This is a genomic window from Pseudomonas sp. 06C 126 (assembly GCF_001855215.1).
GTDB lineage: Bacteria > Pseudomonadota > Gammaproteobacteria > Pseudomonadales > Pseudomonadaceae > Aquipseudomonas > Aquipseudomonas proteolytica.
The window spans coordinates 56,788-77,035 of record NZ_MIFU01000084.1; the positions used below are offsets into that span (position 1 = coordinate 56,788).

The following is a 20,248-nucleotide window of genomic DNA, read 5'->3' on the forward strand; positions in this document are numbered from 1 at the left end:
AAAAGCCGTGAGAGTTTGACCGTCTGCTTGGCGCAGCGCAAGACGCATGGGAGCATGCTCGTCAGAAAAGTCTTGGAGGACGAGCAATGATGCGAATTCGTGGAACCATCGGCGAGCTGCCCGTGGACTTGACCCTGGAGTTGGACGAGAGCGATTGGGCACGGCTGGGCGAACACCTGCAGGCGACCACGCCGGTGACGGGCGAGGCGCCTGTCACCCCCGCGCCGCTCAATCAGGACGCAAACCTGTGGCAGGCCGCCCAGGACCTGCTGCGCGAGGCCGGGCAACTCAGCGGGCTGGAGCTGTCGGACCGCCTCGAAGGCCTGGCCGGCAACGCCCAGGCGGGCAAGCGCCTGTTGGTACGCCTGCGCCATAGCGCCAAGGTGAAGGTGGCCAGCGGCGGGGATACGCCGCAATACAGTTGGATCGCTGATTAGTACAGCGCGGCGAACAACTTGCGGCGATACACCGTGACCAGCGGGTGGTCGTTGCCCAGCAACTCGAACACTTGCAGCAGCGTCTTGTGTGGCAGGCCTTCGTTGTAGCTGCGGTTGCGGATAAACAGCTTTAGCAGGCCTTCCAGCGCCGCGTCGTATTGCTGGCGGGCCAATTGCTGCACGGCCAGTTGATACGCGGCTTCATCGTCCTGCGGGTTTTGCGCCAGGCGGGCCTTGAGGTCGGCGGTATCAGGCAGGTCGGCAGCCTGGCGCAGGAACGTGATCTGCGCCTTGGCACCGGCGAGGGCCGCCTTGTGGGCGTCGCTCTTGACCGCGTCGAGTACGGTCTGCGCTTCGCCCAGTTCGCCACGCTCGGCCAGGCAGCGGGCGTAGAGGATCAACGCCGCGGCGTTGGTGTTGTCTTCACCCAGCAAGGTCACCAGTACGGCCTCGGCCTCACTGATACGGCCCTCGGCAAACAGCGCCTGGGCCTGCTCCAGCGGGTCCTCATCGGCCGGTGGCGGCAGTTGCACATGGGGCTCCAGCAACGCGCGAATCTCAGACTCCGGCTTGGCCCCGGCAAACCCATCCACCGGCTGACCATCCTTGAACAGCACCACGGTCGGCAGGCTGCGAATGCCAAAGCGCGCAACGATATCCTGCTCGGCTTCGCAATCGACCTTGGCCAGCAGCAGCTCGCCCTGATAACTCTCGGCAATCTGCGCCAGCAACGGCATCAGCGCCTTGCATGGCGCGCACCATTCGGCCCAGAAATCCACCAGCACGGGTTTGTGGAACGAGTTTTCGATGACAGCCTGATCGAAGGTGGCGGTGGTGACATCGAAAATGTACGGCGTGGGCTCACTCATGGAGGTTCTCAAGGACGCGTGGGATGGGGCAACTATAAAGACTGGCGGTCTCTATCGGAAGCTGCGCAAGGATCAAGCGCGAGATACGTGCCAAAAAGGGTCCTGATACCAGTTACGAGGGAACCCCATCGCCTTTAGGTTGAGGTTGGGAAAGTCGCTGATCAGGTGATAAAGGTGTTGGTCCCAGCGAGTGCAGGGGCTGACTTGATACATCAGGTGGTTAAGTATGCAAAGTGTCGGAAAAATGCGGGTATGGGGTCCTGGCTGGAGGAGATGGTTTGGCCACGGGAAATTGGCTTTCCTCGGTAATTCAGGACGAATGCCCAGTTGCCGATTCCACATCCGTGAGTGATGGGCGCACATGTTCCGGACAGTGGTCAACGTGTGAAGCCAGGACTGCATCAGGGGGGCGGGAAGTCCCAGACGCCTGGCAATGGCTTTTTTATCCGCGTCCCTGGCCAGGCCTTTGTAGAGATGAGAGAGGTCACCCAGCGTCAACTCTTCCAGCATGGCCCAACTCGGCATGAGAGATGGGTGGTCGTAGGTAATTGGATAGTGGCGCGCGTAGCTTTCTTTGGCTCTTTGGCGTTTGAGATGGTCTTTTCGATTGCTGTCTGTGTGCAGTCGGTCGATGCGCAGGCATTCGCGTTCGTAGTCGCGAGCTGCCACAGACTGTTTGGTGTTTAGCGTTGCAAGCAGGCGTTGGTGGTCAAATGTTGGGTGAAAAGTCTGGCCGTCGATGTACCAATGGCTACCGTAGGCGGGGCCCATGTGATTACTGATGACTGCACGTGATGCGATCTCGACCCGCTCGATAGCATCCATAGCCAATAGGCGAAGACGTCGGTCGAAATCGTAGAGTCGTGCCAGTTGATGAAAATGGGTGCCAGCATGGAAGTGGTGGTCGATATCTTCCGGTTGTTGGAAGGGCCGCATATAGGGGCTTAATCGGAATAAGCTGACCGACTGCAGGAAGCACCGGGCGCCTGTTTCGTCGTCAATTATCAAGCCCCGAGACTTGAGGAGTTCCAGCTGGGCCGGAACGTCAATGGCAGGTTTGTCGAACGCCCTCATGCCGGAAAATCACCAGGCATAAAAAACCCGCACAATTTGTGCTTGGTCGCTGGCGCAACCAGAGGCATGGCGGGTGTATTGCCAAGCAGGTTATGCAACTGCCCAGGCTTTTGCAACGCCTTTGGAGCGACACCGACCAGCGAAACAATGAGGAAATACATGCAGGTCGATCGTCCACGCCGCGTCGGGAGGACGGCATTTTCCATGTCCTCGCGGCCGCTGTCTTAGTCACTCTATTGCTGAAAATTTGTAACTCAGAGACCTAGCGCCGCGAATGGTACAGGCTCACCTTGCGAAACTCCCAAGGCTCCGCCAGATCCGGCAACGTCAACGCCTCCAGAATCCCCAGCCGCTGATAGTCCGGATGCTGGAAATCCCGCACCCGTGAATCGGCGACCAGCGCTTCTCGCCCGCGGGTGAGGAACTGATCCAGCAGTGGCAGGTTCGCCCGGTCGTACAGCACGTCCGCCACCAGGATCAGGTCGAAACGATCGGCCTCGGCAAAAAAGTCTGCCGAATAGCCCAGCGTTACGCCATTGAGTTCAGCATTCGCCCGGCAGGCGCCGAGTGCCAGCGGGTCGAGGTCGCAGGCCACCACTTCCAGGGCACCGGCTTTTACTGCGCCAATCCCCGCCACCCCGGAGCCGGCGCCAAAATCCAGGACCCGCTTGCCCGCCACCCACTGCGGGTTGGCCGCCAGGTAACGGGCCAGTGCCAGGCCGCTGGCCCAGCAGAAGCTCCAGTAGGGCGGCTCGTGCAGGATGCGCCGGGTTTCCTCAGGGCTGAAGGCGCGGTGCATGTTGTCGGCGTCCAGCAGCCATAACGACAGGTCGGTGCCCGGTAACGGGCAGGGCACCAGTTGCGCGTCGCCGATCAGCTCGCTCAAGGCTCGTTGCAGGTGCAGCGGTGGCGTCATGGTGCGCGGACGAGTTGCAGTGGCCCGGTGGTCTGGGTGATCGGCTGCTGGATACGCACCGCCGGCAGATGCAGGATCAACTGCCCGGATTGGCTGGCGCGACCACGTAATTCAACGCGGGCGCCGCTCGGGAAGGCTTGGGGGTTGAAGCGTAGGCGGAAGGCCAGTGGTTTGTTGTTGCCGATCAGCACGCTGCTGGCCAGCAATTGTTGCGGGCGGCTGCGCTCGTCGATCACCAGCAACGCCAGCTCGACTTCGGCGCCGGCCGGCACGCCATTGAGGGTGCCGCTCACTTCACGTTGATACGCCGGCAAAGGCCCGAGAGGCTCCTGGCCGGGGATTTTTTTCTCTTGTTGCGGCGTGGGTTGCGGGGCCGCTGGTTTTGGTGCCTCGCTGCTGCAGGCGACCAGAAAACTGAACATTGTGAGTAAAACCAGCGGTCGTAACGGCATGTACGGCTCCAAAAAGGGCAAAAATCCGTGAACTAAACATAAGAAACATAATAGTCAGCCTATATACCGTAAAGGCTATGGCTTGTCTTGCCACGGGGATGCGCTACCATGGCCCTCCCTTTTTTTGTTGCCTGCCACCATGCACTGTCCCTTCTGCGGTGCCAACGACACCAAGGTCATTGACTCGCGTCTGGTCGCCGAGGGCGATCAAGTGCGTCGCCGGCGCGAATGCCTGGCCTGCGGTGAACGTTTCACCACCTTCGAAACCGCCGAACTGGTACTGCCACGCCTGATCAAGTCCGACGGCAGCCGCCAGCCCTTCGACGAAGACAAACTGCGCGCTGGTATGCAGCGCGCCCTGGAAAAACGCCCGGTGAGTGTCGAGCGGCTGGAAGCGGCGCTGGTGCATATCAAGCACAAGCTGCGGGCGACCGGTGAGCGCGAGGTCAAGAGCCTGGTGGTTGGAGAGCTGGTGATGGGCGAGCTGCAAAAGCTCGACGAAGTCGCCTACATTCGTTTCGCCTCGGTGTATCGACGCTTCCAGGACCTCAACGAGTTCCGCGAAGAGATCGACCGCCTGGCCCGTGAGCCGGTCAAAGAATGAACCTTCCTTCTGCTGAGCAGGCCGTGCTTGACGCCCATTACATGGCCCGCGCCCTCGAATTGGCGCGCAAGGGCCTGTACACCACCCACCCCAACCCACGGGTCGGCTGCGTGATTGTGCGTGATGGGCAGATTGTCGGCGAAGGCTGGCACGAGCGCACCGGCGAACCCCATGCCGAACCCAACGCCTTGCGCGCTGCTGGCGATAAAGCCCGGGGTGCCACGGTGTACGTGACCCTTGAACCGTGCAGCCATTATGGTCATACGCCACCTTGCGCCGATGCGCTGGTGACGGCCGGCGTGGCGCGGGTGGTAGCGGGCATGCAGGACCCGAATCCGGAAGTGGCCGGGCGCGGCATGCAGCGCCTGGCCCAGGCCGGTATCGAGGTGCTCAGCGGCGTACTGGAAAGCCAGGCGCGCGCCTTGAACCCCGGGTTCCTCAAGCGTATGGAACACGGCCTGCCGTTTGTGCGGGTCAAACTGGCGATGAGCCTGGATGGCCGCACCGCGATGGCCAGTGGTGAAAGCCAGTGGATCACCGGCCCTGCCGCCCGCGCCGCCGTACAGCGCCTGCGGGCCGAGGCCAGTGTGGTGCTGACCGGCGCCGACACGGTGCTGGCCGATGGCGCGCGCCTGACCGTGCGCGCCGCCGAACTGGGCCTGGATGCGCAGACCACCGCCCTGGCGATGTCGCGCCCGCCGCTGCGCGTGCTGATCGACGGCCGCCTGCGGGTGCCGCTCAACGCGCCGTTCTTCAAGGCCGGCCCGGCGCTGGTCATCACCTGCGTGACCCCCGAAAACCAGTTCCCCCGTGGCCCCGAATGCCTGGTGGTACCGGGGGTCGACGGCCAGGTCGACCTGCGCTCGGCGCTGGTGGCCCTGGCGGCCCGTGGCGTCAACGAGGTGCTGGTGGAAGCCGGGCCGAGCCTGGCGGGGGCGTTTGCCCAGCAGGGCCTGGTGGACGAATACGTGATTTTCGTCGCCGGCAAGTTCCTGGGCTCCGCCGCTCGGCCATTGTTGGACTGGCCGCTTGAGAAGCTGGCCGACGCCCCCCAACTCAAGATCACGCAAATGCGCGCTGTCGGCGACGACTGGCGAGTCACTGCCATCCCGCTCCCCCCAGCGAGCGTATAATTCCGACCGGGCGCCCAGGCACCCGCACTGTTTTCCAGGAGAAGGCCATGTTCACCGGCATTATCGAATCCATCGGCAGCATCCGCGCCATGACCCCCAAAGGCGGCGACGTGCGCCTGTTGGTTGAAACCGGCAAGCTCGACCTTGGCGACGTCAAGTTGGGCGACAGCATCGCCGTCAGCGGCGTGTGCCTGACCGTCATCGAACTGCCGGGCAACGGCTTTGCCGCCGACGTCAGCCGCGAAACCCTGGACTGCACCGCGATGAATGACCTCAAGGCTGGCAGCCCGGTCAACCTGGAAAAAGCCCTGACCCCGACCACCCGTCTGGGCGGCCATCTGGTCAGCGGCCACGTCGACGGCGTCGGCGAAGTGGTGGCGCGCAGCGAAAACGCGCGGGCCGTGGAGTTCCGCATCCGGGCCCCTAAAGAACTGGCCAAGTACATCGCCCACAAAGGCTCGATCACCGTCGATGGCACCAGCCTGACCGTGAACGCCGTGAACGGCGCCGAATTCGAACTGACGATCATTCCCCACACCCTCAGCGAAACCATCATGGCCTCCTACCAGCCGGGTCGCCGGGTGAACCTGGAAGTGGACTTGCTTGCCCGTTACCTGGAGCGCCTTCTGTTGGGCGAAAAGGCCGCAGAGCCTGCAGCCGGTAACATCACCGAAAGTTTTCTGGCCGCTAACGGCTACCTGAAATCCTGACCAAGGGGGTGCCGCGTGGCGCTCAATAGCATCGAAGAACTGGTTGAAGACATCCGCCAAGGCAAGATGGTCATCCTGATGGATGACGAAGACCGCGAGAACGAAGGCGACCTGATTATGGCCGCCGAGTTGTGCCAGCCTGAACACATCAACTTCATGGCCAAGCACGCCCGTGGCCTGATCTGCATGCCCATGAGCCGTGAGCGCTGCGAACTGCTCAAGCTGCCGCTGATGGCGCCGCGCAATGGTTCGGGGTTTGGTACCAAGTTCACCGTCTCGATTGAAGCGACCACCGGCGTGACCACCGGCATCTCCGCCGCTGACCGCGCCCGCACCGTGCAAGCCGCTGCCGCCAAAGACGCCAAGGCCGAAGACATTGTCAGCCCTGGCCATATCTTCCCGCTGATGGCCCAGCCTGGCGGCACCCTGGCCCGTGCCGGCCACACAGAGGCTGCCTGCGACCTGGCGCGCATGGCCGGGTTCGAGCCAAGTGGGGTGATCTGCGAAGTGATGAACGACGACGGCACCATGGCTCGTCGCCCGGAACTGGAAGCCTTTGCCGCCGAGCACAACATCAAGATCGGCACCATTGCCGACCTGATTCACTACCGGATGATCCACGAACGTACCGTTCAGCGGATTGCCGAGCAGCCGCTGGACAGCGAACTTGGGCATTTCAACCTGGTGACCTACCGTGATTCGGTGGAAGGCGACGTGCACATGGCCCTGACCCTGGGCAACATCTGCGCCGAAGAGCCGACCCTGGTGCGTGTGCACAACATGGACCCGCTGCGCGACCTGTTGATGGTCAAGCAGCCGGGTCGCTGGAGCCTGCGAGCCGCCATGGCCGCGGTTTCCCAGGCGGGCAGCGGTGTCGTACTGCTGCTGGGCAATCCGGTGGATGGCGATGTGCTGCTGGCGCATATCCGCGAAAGCGCTGACCAGGTGCCGGTGAAAAAACCGACCACCTACAGCATCGTCGGTGCCGGTTCGCAGATCCTGCGTGACCTGGGCGTGCGCAAAATGCGCTTGATGAGCGCGCCAATGAAATTTAATGCGATATCCGGTTTCGACCTGGAAGTAGTAGAATACGTGCCCTCCGAATAAAGGCCGGCGATTATCGCTCCTTGTTCGCGGTTCAAATATCACTAAGGGGCGCGTCATAGACGCGTCCCGGCTCTTTAAGAGATTTGTCGAATGACCCTGAAGACCATCGAAGGTACCTTCATCGCCCCCAAAGGCCGCTACGCCCTGGTGGTTGGCCGCTTCAACAGCTTCGTGGTTGAAAGCCTGGTAAGCGGTGCCGTGGACGCCCTGGTTCGCCACGGTGTGAGCGAAAGCGATATCACGATTATCCGTGCCCCTGGCGCCTTCGAAATTCCACTGGTTGCGCAGAAAGTTGCCCAGCAAGGCGAATACGCAGCGATCATCGCCCTGGGCGCGGTCATTCGTGGCGGCACCCCGCACTTCGAATACGTGGCTGGCGAGTGCACCAAGGGCCTGGCCCAGGTGTCCATGGAGTTCGGCGTGCCGGTGGCCTTCGGCGTACTGACCGTTGATTCCATCGAACAAGCCATCGAGCGTTCCGGCACCAAGGCCGGTAACAAAGGCGCTGAAGCTGCCCTGTCCGCCCTGGAAATGGTCAGCCTGCTGTCGCAGTTGGAGGCCAAGTGATTTCCGACGAGAGCGATCGTTTCAACCCACGCGAGCCACGTCCTGCGGACGCCGGCAAACCGTCGAAGAACGAAAAGCGCCGTGCTGCCCGTCAGCTCGCCACCCAGGCGCTGTACCAGCGCCACATGGCCAGCACCTCGTTGAACGAGATCGAAGCGCAGTTTCGCGTGGACAACGACTTCACCTTCGCTGACCTGCCGTACTTCCATGACATCCTGCACGGCGTGCATGCCAACCTGACCGAGATCGATACGGCCCTGGCTCCTTGCCTGGACCTGACCCTCGAAGAGTTGGACCCGGTTGAACTGTGCGTGATGCGCCTGTCCACCTGGGAGCTGCTCAAGCGTGTCGACGTGCCGTATCGCGTTGTGATCAACGAAGGTATCGAGCTGGCGAAAGTCTATGGTTCGACCGACGGTCACAAGTTCGTCAACGGCGTGCTCGACAAGCTGGCCCCGCGCCTGCGTGAAGCCGAAGTGAAGGCGTACAAGCGCTAACCTGCGCTTGGCTCCCTGATGGGCGAGTTCGAGCTGATCCGCACCTACTTCGCCGCCGCGCCCTGTGCGCAAGGCGGCGAAGGCATTGCCCTGGGGATCGGCGACGACTGCGCCTTACTGGCAGTTCCCTCCGGGGAACAACTGGCGATTTCTACCGATACCCTGGTGGCCGGCGTGCACTTTGCCGACCCCTGCGATCCGTTCCTGCTCGGCCAGCGCTCGCTGGCGGTGGCAGTCAGTGACCTGGCGGCCATGGGCGCCTACCCCCTTGCCTTTACCCTTGCACTCACCACACCTACGGTCGCGGCCGATTGGTTGCAACTCTATGCCCAGGGTTTGAACGCCATGGCCCAGCGTTGTGGCGTGGGCCTGGTGGGCGGCGACACTACCCGTGGCCCGTTGAGCCTGACCGTCACCGTGTTTGGCCGTGTCCCGGCCGGGCTGGCGTTGACCCGTAGTGGCGCGCAACCGGGCGACCTGCTGTGTGTCGGCGGCGACCTGGGCAATGCAGCGGGGGCCTTGCCGTTGGTATTGGGGCAACGTAGCGCCGCAGCGCAAATCGCCGAGCCGCTGCTGGGCCACTATTGGTCGCCACAACCGCAGTTGGCCTTGGGAATGGCGTTGCGGGGCAAGGCTACGTCTGCGCTGGATATCTCTGACGGCCTGCTGGCTGATTGTGGGCATATCGCCAAGGCTTCGGCCGTAAGCCTGGTGATCGAGCGACAACGGCTGCCGCTGTCGGCCGCGTTGCTGGCCTTTCTCGGCGATGAGCAGGCGCGGTCCGCAGCCTTGAGTGGGGGGGATGATTATGTCCTCGTGTTCACCTTGCCACCCACTGAGCTGGGGTCATTGCTGGCTGAGGGGTGGCCGGTGCATGTCGTCGGGCGGGTGGAGGCGGGAGCGGGTGTGAGGCTGCTGGATGCCGGTGGCCACGACATCACCCCGGCCGTGCGCGGTTATCAGCATTTTCGCGAGACGCCGTGACACGGCTGGCTGCGCTACCCTTTACAACGTTACAGAAAAGGTCGTTTTCCCAGGAGGACGTCATCATGGGCCTACGTCGCTGGTTGCTGATCCTGCTGTGTGTTGGCGCATCTGCCGGGTGGGCCGCTGACACTCCCGAAGTACCCGGCCAGATTCGCCTGGCCAGTGAAGCCTGGAATGACTACACCAACGCCGATGGCAGCGGCCTGGCCTGGGACGTGCTGCGGGAAGTCTTCGAGCCCGCCGGGGTCAAGGTCAAGATCCGCAGCGTGCCTTACACCCGTTCGGTCGGCCTGGCGCGGCGCGGCGAAGTAGATGCCTGGGTCGGCTCCTATCACGATGAGACCGAGGGCGTGCTGTACGCCCGCTGGAACTATGACGCCGACCACATCTACGCCCTGGGCCTGGCGAGCAGCCCAGAGCCGACGCTGAAGACGCTGGGTGCCTACCGCCTGGCCTGGGTGCGCGGCTATAAATACGAGGAATACCTGCCCAATATTCACCGCTTCAACCAGATCGAGCGGCGCGGCGGGATTTTGCCGATGCTCCAGCACGGGCGGGCCGATTTCTACATCGATGCCCTGGCCGAACTGAAATACATCCTTGGCCAAGCCGACGACCCCGCGGTGTTCAAGCTCACGCACATTGCCGAACTGCCGCTGTTCCTTGGGTTTACCGACAATGAGCGGGGCCGGGCGTTGATGGCGTTGTTTGACCGGCGCATGGAGTCGCTGGTGACAAGCGGCGAGTTGAAACCCATCTTCGAACGTTGGCACCAGCCCTATCCGTTCTGATCACCCCGCTTTTATGTAGGAGCGAGCTTGCTCGCGAAGAACGTCAACGATAACGCTTGGTTGCAGGATAAGCGCGGCGCTCTCTGGTTCTTCGCAAGCAAGCTCGCTCCTGCATGAAAAGCTGAGCATTCATAGAACCAAGGCAAAGGCCAATCGAACCGATTGATCTTTATCAGCGATAATTCAGCTTAAGCGTGTGTAGGAACGTGCTGTTACAATGCCCGCCTCTGTGAAATCTGAAATCAGGAGCACACGGTGCCCGTCGTTTTCGTCGCTGCTTCCAAGCTGCCTACCCCTTTTGCCACGTTCACCATGCATGGCTTTCTTGAAAAAGCCTCCGGGCGCGAGCATGTCGTGCTCAGCCTGGGCGACGTGGCCGATGGCGCCCCGGTCCTGGGCCGGGTGCACTCCGAGTGCCTGACCGGTGACGCGCTGTTCAGCCAGCGCTGCGACTGCGGTTCGCAACTGGAAGCCGCGTTGCAAGCCATCGCCCGTGAAGGCCGTGGTGTGCTGCTGTATCTGCGTCAGGAAGGCCGTGGCATTGGCTTGCTGAACAAGATCCGCGCCTACGAACTGCAAGACGGTGGCGCCGATACGGTCGAGGCCAACGAGCGCCTGGGCTTTGCCGCCGACCAGCGCGACTACGCCATCTGCCTGCCGATGCTGGAACACCTGGGCATCCAGTCCCTGCGTCTGATGACCAACAACCCACGCAAGGTCAAAGCCTTGACCGAAATGGGCATCACCGTTGCCGAGCGCGTGCCGCTGCACACCGGGCATAACCCGCACAACAAACTCTACCTGGCGACCAAGGCCAGCAAGCTCGACCACATGATGGGCAACGAGCACCAGGGCGAGGTTGACCGGGCGTGACGCGCGGCCAGGTCAAGCGGCGGCTGTCGTTCAGTTGGTGGCAGTACCTGGCGCTGGCGGTGTTGCCGTTGTTCGTGATCAACCTGGTATTTGGCCAGGGTGAGCCATTGTTGCCGGTGTTGGCGATGCCGTTCTTTATCGCCGGTGTCGCCTCGATGTTTGCCAGCCTGCGTTACTTCCATGGCTACAAACACGCGCTGATCGCCACCTCCAAGGCCCTCGATACGCCTGAAGAGCCCGCCGCGTGGATCACCCTTGCGGCCCGTCGACGCACGGCGTTGTTGGTCGCGGCATTCCCCGCCTGGATCGGTGCGCTGGCGGTGTTCGTCGGCCTGGAAGCGGTGCCGCTGTTTCTCCTGGCCTTGTCGACCCTGGTGCTGTTCTACCTCTATCGCATCCCGCGTCAGCTCGGTTGATGCGCCTCTGGCTGGCGGTTTTGCTGCTGGCCGCCAGCGCGTCGGCGACGGCGGTCGAGCGGGTGGTCAGCCTCGCGCCATCCTTATCTGAAATCGTCGTTGAACTGGGCGCCAGTGATCTGTTGGTGGGCGTTCTCGACGGCGGCGAACGGCCTGACGCGCTGCGCAATGTGCCCTCGGTGGGGCGTTATGGGCAGTTGGACCTGGAGCGCCTGCTCAGCCTGCAGCCTGACTTGCTGCTGCTCTGGCCCGGCAGCGTCGGCCCTGCCCAGCGCGAGCAGCTCAAGCGCTTGAACATCCCGATCTACGTCGCCGAACCCCATAGCCTTGAACAACTGAGCAGCCAGGTCGAGGCCATCGCCCGGCAGTTGGGCCGTGCCGAGGATGGTCGCCAACTGGCCGCCCGCTTGCGCCAACGCTTGGCCGAGCTGCGTCAGCGCTATTACCGCAGCGAGCCGTTGCGGGTGTTCTACCAGGTTTGGAACCAGCCGCTGTACACCGTGGGCGGTGGGCAGATCATCAGCGACGCGCTAAGTGTGTGTGGCGCGCGCAATGTGTTTGACGACCTCAAGTTGCCAGCGCCGCAGGTCAGTATCGAGTCGGTGTTACAGCGTGACCCCGAGGTGATCCTGGCGGCGGATCAAGCGCAACTGGACGATTGGAAGGCCTGGCCCCAGGTGGCGGCGGTGGCCCAGGGGCGCTTGCTGATCGTGCCGGATAAAGGGCTGGAGCGGCCCAGTGGGCAGATGGTGGAGGCGGTGGGCAGGTTGTGTCAGGTGATTGCGCCGAACCGCTGAGACCGCTATCGCAGGCAAGCCAGCTCCCACATTTGTTCTGGGGTGCGGCCAAAATATTCTGTACTGCCGAGTGTGAGTACAGTCAAATGTGGGAGCTGGCTTGCCTGCGATGAAGTCGGCCCAGACAACCTCAGAGCTGCGGCGTCCACGTCACCCCAACCATCCACGTCCGGCCTTCTTCCCGATACGGCTGGTTGTTCTGGAAATTCGGATCGTTATAGCTGTACCACGCCCGTGTATAGCGGCGATCCAGCAGGTTATCGACCTTAAGCGACAACGCCACTTCCCGACTCAGCGCCCAGCCGCTGCGCAATCCCACCAGGTAATAGCCCGCGAGGCGGTTCTTGTTGTCCTCGGCGTCGTAGCTGCTGCTGATGGCCTGCCAACTAGCGCCCAGGCTCAACTGATCGAACTGCCGATCCAGGTCCAGGTTCAGGGTGCGCCGGGCTCGGCGGGCCAGGGTATGGCCGCTGGTGCGGTCGCGCGGGTCGATGATCGACAGGCCGAGGTTGCCTTGCCAGCCGAACAATTCTTGCTTGAGGGCGGCTTCGAAGCCGTTGATGCGGGCGGTGGCGACGTTTTGCGGTTTGCCGCCGTCGAGAATGATCGCGTCTTTCAAGTCGGTGCGATACAGCGAGGCTTCCAGCCGCGAGCTGTCGCTGAGCTGGCTGCGCCATTGCAGTTCGTAGCTTTTTGACGTTTCGGGCTGCAGGTTTGGGTTGCTGTATTGGGTGTCGGGGTAATACAGGTCATTGAAGGTCGGCGCACGAAAGCCTTCGCTGTAACTCAGTAATATGTCGTTGTCGCTATTGACCGGCAAGGTCAGCGTACCGCTCCAACTGTTCTGCGCGCCGAATTGCTGGTTGTCGTCGTGACGCAGCCCCAGTTCGGTGGAAAACCACTCTCCCTTGAAGCGATGCTGGATAAACGCTGCGCGGTTCCAGCGGCTGTTTTCGCTGAACGTGGTGCTGCCGTGAAAACGGTCTTCATACCAATCACCACCCAGGATCAGGCTGTTTTGCTGATCGAGCGTGAGGTCGTTCTGCCAGTTGATCGAGTCGCGGTAGGTGTTGAACACACTGAAGTCAGGGCTGAGCTTGTCGCGTTTGGTATCGCGGTTTTCGCTGTGGCCCAGCTCCACACGGGTCTGCCATGCCTCGTTGAGTTGGGCGTCGATATAGGCGCTGGCGCTGCTGACGGTGTAGTCGGTATAGGGCTTCTGGCCGACGCTTTGCCCAGTGGCGAAATCATAGCGACCAAAGCTATTGTCATATTCCGACTTGCCCCGGCTATCCAGCAGGTTGAAGCCCACCTCCAGTTCATCACTGAACTCATGGCTGAGGTTCAGGCTCAGCGACTTATTGCGATAGGCATCATGGTCACGGTCACTGGGGAATGAGGCGTGGCTCCAATCGATACCGGCGGTTTCATCCAGGCTCGCGCCCAGGTTGAAGCGCGTGCGTTCATCGCCGCCCGACAGCCCCAGGCTGCGCTCCCAGGTGTTGTTACTGCCAAAGCCCAGTTTCAGGCGCGGTTGCAGGCCTTGTCCGGCATTGCGGCGGGTGAATATCTGGATCACCCCGCCAATCGCGTCACTGCCGTAAATCACCGAGCGCGACCCGCGCAGCACTTCCACCCGTTCAATCTGATCGACATTCAGGTATTGCAAGCCGCTGTCGCCGGAGGTGGTATTGGCGATCCGCTGGCCATCCACCAGCACCAGGCTTTGTGCCGACTTGGTGCCGCGTATGAAAATCCCCGGCAAGCTGCCCCGGCCACCGGTCCGCGCCACTTGCACGCCGGGCACGCGGCTGAGCAGGTCAGTGACGCTGGAGGGTTGCAGGCGGTCGATATCGTCGCGGGTGAACACCGTGTTGGCGGCGCTGCTGTCATTGCGCGCCTGCACCTGGCGGTTGGCGCTGATCACCACGTCGGGGAGCTTCAGGGCGGCGTCGCGGCTGTCGGCGAATAGTTGCGCAGAGGGTAAAAACAGGAGGGGCAGGGCAAATCGAAGGTATTTCATGGGCCGTCCATGGGTTCCAAGGCAATACAAAACAAATGTGGGAGCTGGCTTGCCTGCGATGCAGACACCTCGGTCTTTCAGATAGACCTAGGTGATGCTATCGCAGGCAAGCCAGCTCCCACAATTTGATCCGGTTTTTACCGGAGGATTGGGTTACAGGCCGAGCAAGGCCATGCGCTGGCGCACCGCGGCCTCGATTCCTGCTTCATCCAACCCGCACTCAGCCAGCATCTGCGCCGGCTTGGCGTGCTCCACGTATATATCCGGCAAGCCCAGGTGCAGCACCGACTTGAGGATATTCTCCCGCGCCAGGAACTCGCTGACTGCAGCACCGGCGCCGCCCATGATGGCGTTTTCTTCAACGGTCACCAGCAACTCATGGCTACCGGCGATTTCGCGCACCAGGGCTTCGTCCAGAGGTTTGACGAAGCGCATGTCGATCACCGTGGCGTCGATTTTCTCCGCCACTTTCAGGGCTTCGGCCAGTTGCACGCCGAATACCAGGAACGCGGCCTTGCTGCCCTGGCGACGCACGATACCCTTGCCGATCTCGATCGGTTCCAGGTCTTTCTCGATCACTGCATTCGGGCCGTTGCCACGGGGGTAGCGTACCGCCGCCGGGCCGTTGTACAGGTGCCCGGTGCTGAGCATCTTGCGCAGTTCGTTCTCGTCGCTTGGGGTCATCACCAGCATGCCGGGGATGCAGCGCAAGTAGGACAAGTCGTAGCTGCCCGCGTGGGTCGGGCCGTCTTCGCCCACCAAACCGGCGCGGTCGATGGCGAACAGCACGTCGAGGTTCTGCACCGCCACGTCATGCACCAATTGGTCATAACCGCGTTGCAGGAAGGTGGAATAGATCGCCACCACTGGCTTGGCGCCTTCGCAGGCCATGCCGGCAGCAAAGGTCACCGCGTGTTGCTCGGCAATCGCCACGTCGAAGTAGCGCAGCGGGAAACGCTCGCTGAACGCTACCAGGTCGGAGCCTTCCTTCATCGCCGGGGTAATGCCCACCAAGCGTGGATCGGCGGCGGCCATGTCGCACAGCCATTCGCCAAACACGCCGGAATACTTCGGCCCGCTGGCTTTTTTCGGCGCCGCCACGGGCGCGTCCAGGGGTTCGAGCTTGGTGATGGCGTGGTAACCAATCGGGTCGACTTCCGCCGGGGCGAAGCCTTTGCCTTTCTTGGTGACGATATGCAGGAACTGCGGGCCCTTGAGGTCACGCATGTTGCGCAGGGTGGCGATCAGGGTCGGCAGGTCGTGGCCGTCGATCGGGCCGATATAGTTCCAGCCAAGCTCCTCGAACAGGGTGCCGGGAACCAGCATGCCCTTGGCGTACTCTTCGGTGCGGCGGGCGATTTCCCACGCGCCGGGTAGGCGCGACAGCACTTTCTTACTGCCTTCGCGCATGCTGGCGTAGGTGCGGCTGGACAGAATTTTCGCCAGGTAATTGGACAAACCACCGACATTGCGCGAGATCGACATGTCGTTGTCGTTGAGGATCACCAACATGTTGGCGTCCACTTCCGGCGCATGGTTCAACGCTTCGAACGCCATGCCGGCTGTCAGCGCGCCATCACCGATCACGGCAATCGCCTTGCGATCGCTGTTTTGCAGACGGGCGGCAATCGCCATGCCCAGGGCTGCGCTGATCGAGGTGCTGGAATGGCCGACGCCGAAGGTGTCGTACTCGCTCTCGGAGCGGCGCGGGAAGGCGGCAATGCCGTCCTTCTGGCGCAAGGTGGCCATGCGCTCGCGGCGTCCGGTGAGGATTTTATGCGGATACGCCTGGTGACCCACGTCCCACACCAGCCGGTCGTCCGGGGTGTCGAATACGTAATGCAACGCGATGGTCAGCTCGATGACGCCCAGGCCGGCACCAAAATGCCCACCGGTCTGGCCGACCGTGTAGAGCAATTCCAGGCGCAACTCATCGGCCAGGGTTTCCAGCTCGGCTTCACCCAGGCGGCGCAAGCCGGCCGGCGTGTTGGCACGGTCCAGCAGCGGCGTGGTCGGGCGCTTGCGGGGAATCTCTTGAAACGTCGTGGGCATCAGGCGAATCGTTATAGGTATAGAAGAGGCGGCAGTTTACCTCAAGCATCGCAAACTGCCCACGCAGAGCACCGAACTTGGCCGATATGCGGCGCTAATGGCCGCTGTAATCAGTGGCGGCGTTCGACGATATACCGCGCCAAGTCACGCAGCGGCTCGGCTGCCGCGTCGAATGGTCGCAGGGCGGCCAGGGCCTGGTCACGCAGCTCCAGGGCATAGGCCTTGGCGGATTCCAGCCCCAGCAGCGACGGATAGGTCGGCTTGTCACGGGCAATATCGGCGCCCTGGCGTTTGCCAAGGGTCGCGGTGTCGCTTTCTACGTCGAGAATATCGTCCTGCACCTGGAACGCCAGGCCGACAGCCCGGGCATAAACCTGCAAGGCGGCCAACTGCGCAGCTTCGGCGCGGCCACTGGCCAAGGCACCGAGGTGCACGGCAGCCTCGATCAGCGCACCGGTCTTGTGCCGGTGCATATATTCCAGGGCTTGCTGGTCCAGCTTGAGGCCCACTGAACCCAGGTCAATCGCCTGACCCCCGACCATACCGGCCGGGCCTGCAGCAGCGGCCAACGCGGTGACCATACGCAGGCGGATCTGGGCATCGACGCCGCTCAGGCGCGGATCAAGCAAGGCGCTGAACGCCAGGCTTTGCAGACCGTCACCGGCGAGGATCGCACAGGCTTCGTCAAACGCTTTATGGGTGGTGGGCTGGCCGCGACGCAGATCGTCATCGTCCATCGCCGGCAAATCGTCGTGTACCAGCGAGTAGGCATGAATCAACTCCACCGCACACGCCGCACCATTGGCTTGCGCGGCGTCCACACCCAGCGCCTCACAGGCCGCATAGGCGAGCAAGGGCCGCACGCGCTTGCCGCCGTTCATCACGCTGTAGCGCATGGCGTCATACAGCCGCGCCAGCTCCGGGCTTGGCGCGACAAACAACGGTTCCAGCGCAGCATTGACCCGGGCCTGACTGCTGGCCTGATAAACGTCGATCATTGCGCTTGTTCCGCGTCGAAAGGTTCTTCGGCCAACTCCCCATCCCGTTCCAGCAACACCTGAACCTTCTGCTCGGCCTGCGCCAGGGCGCTCTGGCAATCGCGGGTCAGGCCGATACCTTGCTCAAACGCCGTCAACGAGTCTTCCAGCGACAACTCGCCGTTCTCCAGACGCTCGACCAGGGTTTGCAGATCGGCGAGGGATTGTTCGAAATCGAGTGCAACTTTTTTACGGGCCATGGCGGCTATTCCGGTTGACGGTAAACGGGCGCGACACTAGCAGATAGGGGGGGGAGGGGCAAATTGGGGCACGGTGGTGGGGCAGGCTGGCCGTCGCCGTTGAGGCAGTAGTCACCAGGTGGACTGATCTTCCAGGCTGGCCTTGTACAGGTCGTCTTTCCACTCTTCATTGGCTAGGCGCAGAATATCTGCAAAAAAAAGTCGCGGATCATCTATCTCGGTCTCGTCCCAAGCCATAGTTATGTGTTCGTCGTAATCGCTTTCAAATTCTTTGGCAAAATTGTACTTGGGTGTTTTCAAAGCCTTTTCGAGTTCTAAAATTAAATAGTAACGGTGCCTATAAGACAGATATAGAAGATCTTTTATTATAAAATCCCTAATTATCTTCTCTCTTTCTTGTGCGTTATTTGGATCGTATTTTCGAAGTTCTTCTCCGACGGTGTTTTCAAGGTCGTATATTGATAGCGCTCCCAGTATGTGGGAGATGTTTGGGATGTAGGGGGTGTCCGTGAAGGGGGCTTTCAGCATAGATTGCTCACTTTGGGAATGCCGTAAATGGTCGTGTTGGGACTTAAGGGGACGGATCTATTTAGCGGTGGGTCTGTCGCGATAATTGTTGTTTTATTAAATATCCATCTCTATTTTTCGCCATTTATTATGTTGTTAAAGAGCGTTGATCTGCATTGGTTTTGATGTTTGTTTTTTTTGTCAAGAGCTTTGAAAGTACAAGTTGGAGGTTGAGTCATGTATTTTCTTTGCTTTTCCTTTTGCTACGTCCTCGCTGATCAGATTTTCTATCGTCTGGGTTTTCATTCTCTTGGCCTTTTTGATTTATCTATTTCTACGGTTTTTGAAAAGCTTACAACGTCATTGATGCTGTTTAATGAGCCTGGATGGGTGTTGATATTGTCAATGAGCCTTATTGTGAAAAGTGTATCTTTTTGCCTTTATACAATATAAAGGTGCGGATCTTTTTAACGCTGCGCGAGAGCAGCGGCCGTAAGTATTTTCCGGCATTTACGCATAGAGTAATGGCTTGCGGGGGGGGCAATGGCAAACTTGCTGCTGTATCGAGCTACGATTAAATAGAGTCGTCCCGGTTATCGAGGGTGGCGTTTTTTATGACTCGCTGGTCATGGGTTGGTTTACTAAGTGAAGCTGTGCTGGGGGTTGAACCTCATAGCTTTCTGTTGTCGAAATAGTAAATTTGAGGCGCGTTGTTCAGATGCTTTAATTTTATGACTCATTCTGCATTGCCTCGGCGTGATAGCGATTGAGGCATTCGAGTAAGACTTTCATAAACTGTCTCTGATCAGTAATTTCATCGTCAAAGTAAGTATCGAAAAGATAAAAAACCGAATCAAAGTTCTCATCGGTTTTCAAGAAGTGCTCTAGTGTATTGATGTACCATTCTCTTTCTTCTTTTTTGTAATTAAGAAACTCAGGTTTCGTCAGTTTGTCGAATAACTCTGAAAGTTCTTTGTCGTCATTAACGTTTTTTGAAACAATAAAACGTTCCCTGTCGGGGTCGTCGTAATTGTCAAAGCTGTATGTAAATAGCAGGCTTCGGATGATTGAAAGTTTTGGTAATAGTTTCATGCTAAAAGTCCGTATATGCAGTAATGGGTTTTCCGTTTGTGTCTAGTATAACTTTTGCTTTTGTTTGCTTTCCGTATTCCAAGTTTGCTTTTTTGTATCCCTCGCCAATTTCTTTTCCCATATCTATAGGTTCGCGTGATTTACCTATGTTGGTTCTCCTGAGTATAAGCTGTGCCCGATAAATAGCATTTAATTGGTCCCTGTGGCTGAGGTATCGGGTTGCTGCGCTAGGTATTTTTGGTTGGCCGACTCTTCTTCCATCAACGTGTCTTTCGATTTCTCCTGTAGTTGGATTTTTAGCCGTCATTACCCTTTCAAGTTGAGCGTCCAGCGTAGTCTGCGCGCCATGTTTTTCCAGGAAGTGAGCTCTTGGTAATGCTTGCTCCATTTCTTTCAAACGACTATAGGCATTTGCTTCTGCAAGCTCATCAATTCTTGCCTGTCGTTCTGCGCGTGTCGTTTGCGGGAGAGTAGGCTCTGCGTGATCAACGTTTTTCGCGGGATCCTGAACGGTCGCGCTTGGCTTGCACCCATCTCCGCCGGGACACGCATTCAACCCCAACGGATCCACCCACCCCGTAGGATTAGGCACATACAAATACCCGTTCACCCCACCCGCCAACTTCACCGGGTCGGGGGTCAGGTAGCGTCCGTTATCCGGATTGTAGTAGCGATGCCGGTTGTAATGCAGCCCGCTTTCCCGGTCGTAATACTGCCCCTGAAAGCGCAGTGGGTTGTCGACCGTGCCTACATCCAACCGGGTGATTTTTCCGTAGGCCTGGTAATGGGCAGACCAGACGATTTTGCCGTCTGCGCCGGTCAGTTCCTGCGGGGTGCCCAGGTGGTCGAGTTGGTAGTGGAAGACCTGTGTATTGGCCGGCCCGAAACCGTCGAGCAAGGCCAGTGGCCTGAAGCTGTCAGGCTCGTAGAGGTAGCTGCGGTGCTGGCCATGGGTGTGTTCGGCGATGACCTTGTCGCCTTGCCAGAAAAACTCGGTGGTCTTGCCCGCCACGGTTTTGCTGATGCGCCGGCCAAACGGGTCGTAGCGATAGCTGGCCTGGCTGCCGTCTGGTTGGGTGAGGCCGATCAGGCGGTGCTGGCAGTCGT

The 20,248-nt window shown here is 60.3% G+C and carries 24 protein-coding genes; 12 read left to right on the plus strand and 12 right to left on the minus strand.

Features of this window, described 5'->3' with window-relative positions:
- Window positions 1-86 precede the first annotated feature (86 nt).
- The gene (locus BHC62_RS13715) at window positions 87-437 is read left to right on the plus strand and encodes a hypothetical protein (protein ID WP_070995302.1); all 351 of its coding nucleotides are present in this window, start codon (window positions 87-89) and stop codon (window positions 435-437) included.
- Here BHC62_RS13715 and trxA read toward each other — a convergent pair.
- From trxA to BHC62_RS13735, 5 genes are all read right to left on the minus strand, one after another.
- Complete coding sequence (gene trxA, locus BHC62_RS13720) at window positions 434-1,306, minus strand: thioredoxin (RefSeq protein WP_029299428.1); 873 nt, start codon at window positions 1,304-1,306, stop codon at window positions 434-436. The genes BHC62_RS13715 and trxA overlap by 4 nt on opposite strands.
- A 72-nt stretch (window positions 1,307-1,378) precedes the next feature.
- Window positions 1,379-2,380, minus strand: a complete 1,002-nt coding sequence (locus BHC62_RS13725) for an Abi family protein (RefSeq protein WP_070995303.1) — start codon at window positions 2,378-2,380, stop codon at window positions 1,379-1,381.
- Window positions 2,377-2,541 (minus strand): hypothetical protein, encoded by a 165-nt coding sequence (locus BHC62_RS28610; protein ID WP_158682858.1) that lies wholly within the window; start codon window positions 2,539-2,541, stop codon window positions 2,377-2,379. The genes BHC62_RS13725 and BHC62_RS28610 overlap by 4 nt, the downstream gene beginning before the upstream one ends.
- A 101-nt stretch (window positions 2,542-2,642) precedes the next feature.
- The gene (locus tag BHC62_RS13730) at window positions 2,643-3,296 is read right to left on the minus strand and encodes a methyltransferase (protein ID WP_070995304.1); all 654 of its coding nucleotides are present in this window, start codon (window positions 3,294-3,296) and stop codon (window positions 2,643-2,645) included.
- Window positions 3,293-3,748 carry a YbaY family lipoprotein gene (locus BHC62_RS13735; RefSeq protein ID WP_029299432.1) on the minus strand — a complete coding sequence of 152 codons (456 nt, stop codon included), beginning with the start codon at window positions 3,746-3,748 and terminating at the stop codon, window positions 3,293-3,295. Before BHC62_RS13735 ends, BHC62_RS13730 begins: the two co-directional genes overlap by 4 nt.
- 139 nt (window positions 3,749-3,887) lie before the next feature.
- Here BHC62_RS13735 and nrdR point away from each other — a divergent pair, with 139 nt between their 5' ends.
- From nrdR to BHC62_RS13790, 11 genes are all read left to right on the plus strand, one after another.
- Window positions 3,888-4,352 carry a transcriptional regulator NrdR gene (gene nrdR, locus BHC62_RS13740; protein WP_029299433.1) on the plus strand — a complete coding sequence of 155 codons (465 nt, stop codon included), beginning with the start codon at window positions 3,888-3,890 and terminating at the stop codon, window positions 4,350-4,352.
- Window positions 4,349-5,485 carry a bifunctional diaminohydroxyphosphoribosylaminopyrimidine deaminase/5-amino-6-(5-phosphoribosylamino)uracil reductase RibD gene (gene ribD, locus BHC62_RS13745; RefSeq protein WP_029299434.1) on the plus strand — a complete coding sequence of 379 codons (1,137 nt, stop codon included), beginning with the start codon at window positions 4,349-4,351 and terminating at the stop codon, window positions 5,483-5,485. The genes nrdR and ribD overlap by 4 nt, the downstream gene beginning before the upstream one ends.
- A 47-nt stretch (window positions 5,486-5,532) precedes the next feature.
- Window positions 5,533-6,195, plus strand: coding sequence for a riboflavin synthase (locus tag BHC62_RS13750; protein ID WP_044269053.1), 663 nt, complete (start codon window positions 5,533-5,535; stop codon window positions 6,193-6,195).
- Window positions 6,196-6,210: 15 nt separating this feature from the next.
- Window positions 6,211-7,302 (plus strand): bifunctional 3,4-dihydroxy-2-butanone-4-phosphate synthase/GTP cyclohydrolase II, encoded by a 1,092-nt coding sequence (gene ribBA / locus BHC62_RS13755; RefSeq protein ID WP_029299436.1) that lies wholly within the window; start codon window positions 6,211-6,213, stop codon window positions 7,300-7,302.
- Window positions 7,303-7,392: 90 nt separating this feature from the next.
- On the plus strand, window positions 7,393-7,869 hold the full coding sequence (gene ribE, locus BHC62_RS13760) for a 6,7-dimethyl-8-ribityllumazine synthase (protein WP_003176356.1): 477 nt from the start codon (window positions 7,393-7,395) through the stop codon (window positions 7,867-7,869).
- Entirely contained in the window at window positions 7,866-8,366 is a 501-nt protein-coding gene (gene nusB / locus BHC62_RS13765; RefSeq protein WP_070995305.1) for a transcription antitermination factor NusB, read from the plus strand. Before ribE ends, nusB begins: the two co-directional genes overlap by 4 nt.
- A gap of 18 nt (window positions 8,367-8,384) precedes the next feature.
- Window positions 8,385-9,350 carry a thiamine-phosphate kinase gene (gene thiL / locus BHC62_RS13770; protein WP_070995306.1) on the plus strand — a complete coding sequence of 322 codons (966 nt, stop codon included), beginning with the start codon at window positions 8,385-8,387 and terminating at the stop codon, window positions 9,348-9,350.
- 65 nt (window positions 9,351-9,415) lie between these two features.
- The gene (locus BHC62_RS13775; RefSeq protein ID WP_029299439.1) at window positions 9,416-10,144 is read left to right on the plus strand and encodes an ABC transporter substrate-binding protein; all 729 of its coding nucleotides are present in this window, start codon (window positions 9,416-9,418) and stop codon (window positions 10,142-10,144) included.
- 255 nt (window positions 10,145-10,399) lie between these two features.
- Window positions 10,400-11,017, plus strand: a complete 618-nt coding sequence (ribA, locus tag BHC62_RS13780; RefSeq protein WP_029299440.1) for a GTP cyclohydrolase II — start codon at window positions 10,400-10,402, stop codon at window positions 11,015-11,017.
- Window positions 11,014-11,433 carry a nuclear FMR1 interacting 1 family protein gene (locus BHC62_RS13785; RefSeq protein WP_070995307.1) on the plus strand — a complete coding sequence of 140 codons (420 nt, stop codon included), beginning with the start codon at window positions 11,014-11,016 and terminating at the stop codon, window positions 11,431-11,433. The genes ribA and BHC62_RS13785 overlap by 4 nt, the downstream gene beginning before the upstream one ends.
- Window positions 11,433-12,230, plus strand: coding sequence for a cobalamin-binding protein (locus tag BHC62_RS13790; RefSeq protein WP_070995308.1), 798 nt, complete (start codon window positions 11,433-11,435; stop codon window positions 12,228-12,230). Before BHC62_RS13785 ends, BHC62_RS13790 begins: the two co-directional genes overlap by 1 nt.
- A gap of 130 nt (window positions 12,231-12,360) precedes the next feature.
- Here the strand turns inward: BHC62_RS13790 and BHC62_RS13795 are convergent, their stop codons facing one another.
- From BHC62_RS13795 to BHC62_RS13825, 7 genes are all read right to left on the minus strand, one after another.
- Window positions 12,361-14,253, minus strand: a complete 1,893-nt coding sequence (locus BHC62_RS13795; protein WP_070995309.1) for a TonB-dependent receptor domain-containing protein — start codon at window positions 14,251-14,253, stop codon at window positions 12,361-12,363.
- A 153-nt stretch (window positions 14,254-14,406) separates the two neighbouring features.
- The gene (gene dxs, locus BHC62_RS13800; RefSeq protein WP_029299448.1) at window positions 14,407-16,305 is read right to left on the minus strand and encodes a 1-deoxy-D-xylulose-5-phosphate synthase; all 1,899 of its coding nucleotides are present in this window, start codon (window positions 16,303-16,305) and stop codon (window positions 14,407-14,409) included.
- A gap of 110 nt (window positions 16,306-16,415) precedes the next feature.
- The gene (gene ispA / locus BHC62_RS13805) at window positions 16,416-17,303 is read right to left on the minus strand and encodes a (2E,6E)-farnesyl diphosphate synthase (protein WP_070995310.1); all 888 of its coding nucleotides are present in this window, start codon (window positions 17,301-17,303) and stop codon (window positions 16,416-16,418) included.
- Entirely contained in the window at window positions 17,300-17,542 is a 243-nt protein-coding gene (locus BHC62_RS13810; protein WP_029299452.1) for an exodeoxyribonuclease VII small subunit, read from the minus strand. The genes ispA and BHC62_RS13810 overlap by 4 nt, the downstream gene beginning before the upstream one ends.
- Before the next feature lie 111 nt (window positions 17,543-17,653).
- Window positions 17,654-18,070: a hypothetical protein gene (locus tag BHC62_RS13815; protein WP_070995311.1), complete on the minus strand. Its 417-nt coding sequence runs from the start codon at window positions 18,068-18,070 to the stop codon at window positions 17,654-17,656.
- A gap of 708 nt (window positions 18,071-18,778) precedes the next feature.
- Window positions 18,779-19,141: a hypothetical protein gene (locus BHC62_RS13820; RefSeq protein WP_070995312.1), complete on the minus strand. Its 363-nt coding sequence runs from the start codon at window positions 19,139-19,141 to the stop codon at window positions 18,779-18,781.
- Between the two features lies 1 nt (window position 19,142).
- A partial coding sequence (locus BHC62_RS13825; protein WP_083335447.1) for an RHS repeat domain-containing protein occupies window positions 19,143-20,248 on the minus strand: 1,106 nt, incomplete at its 5' end.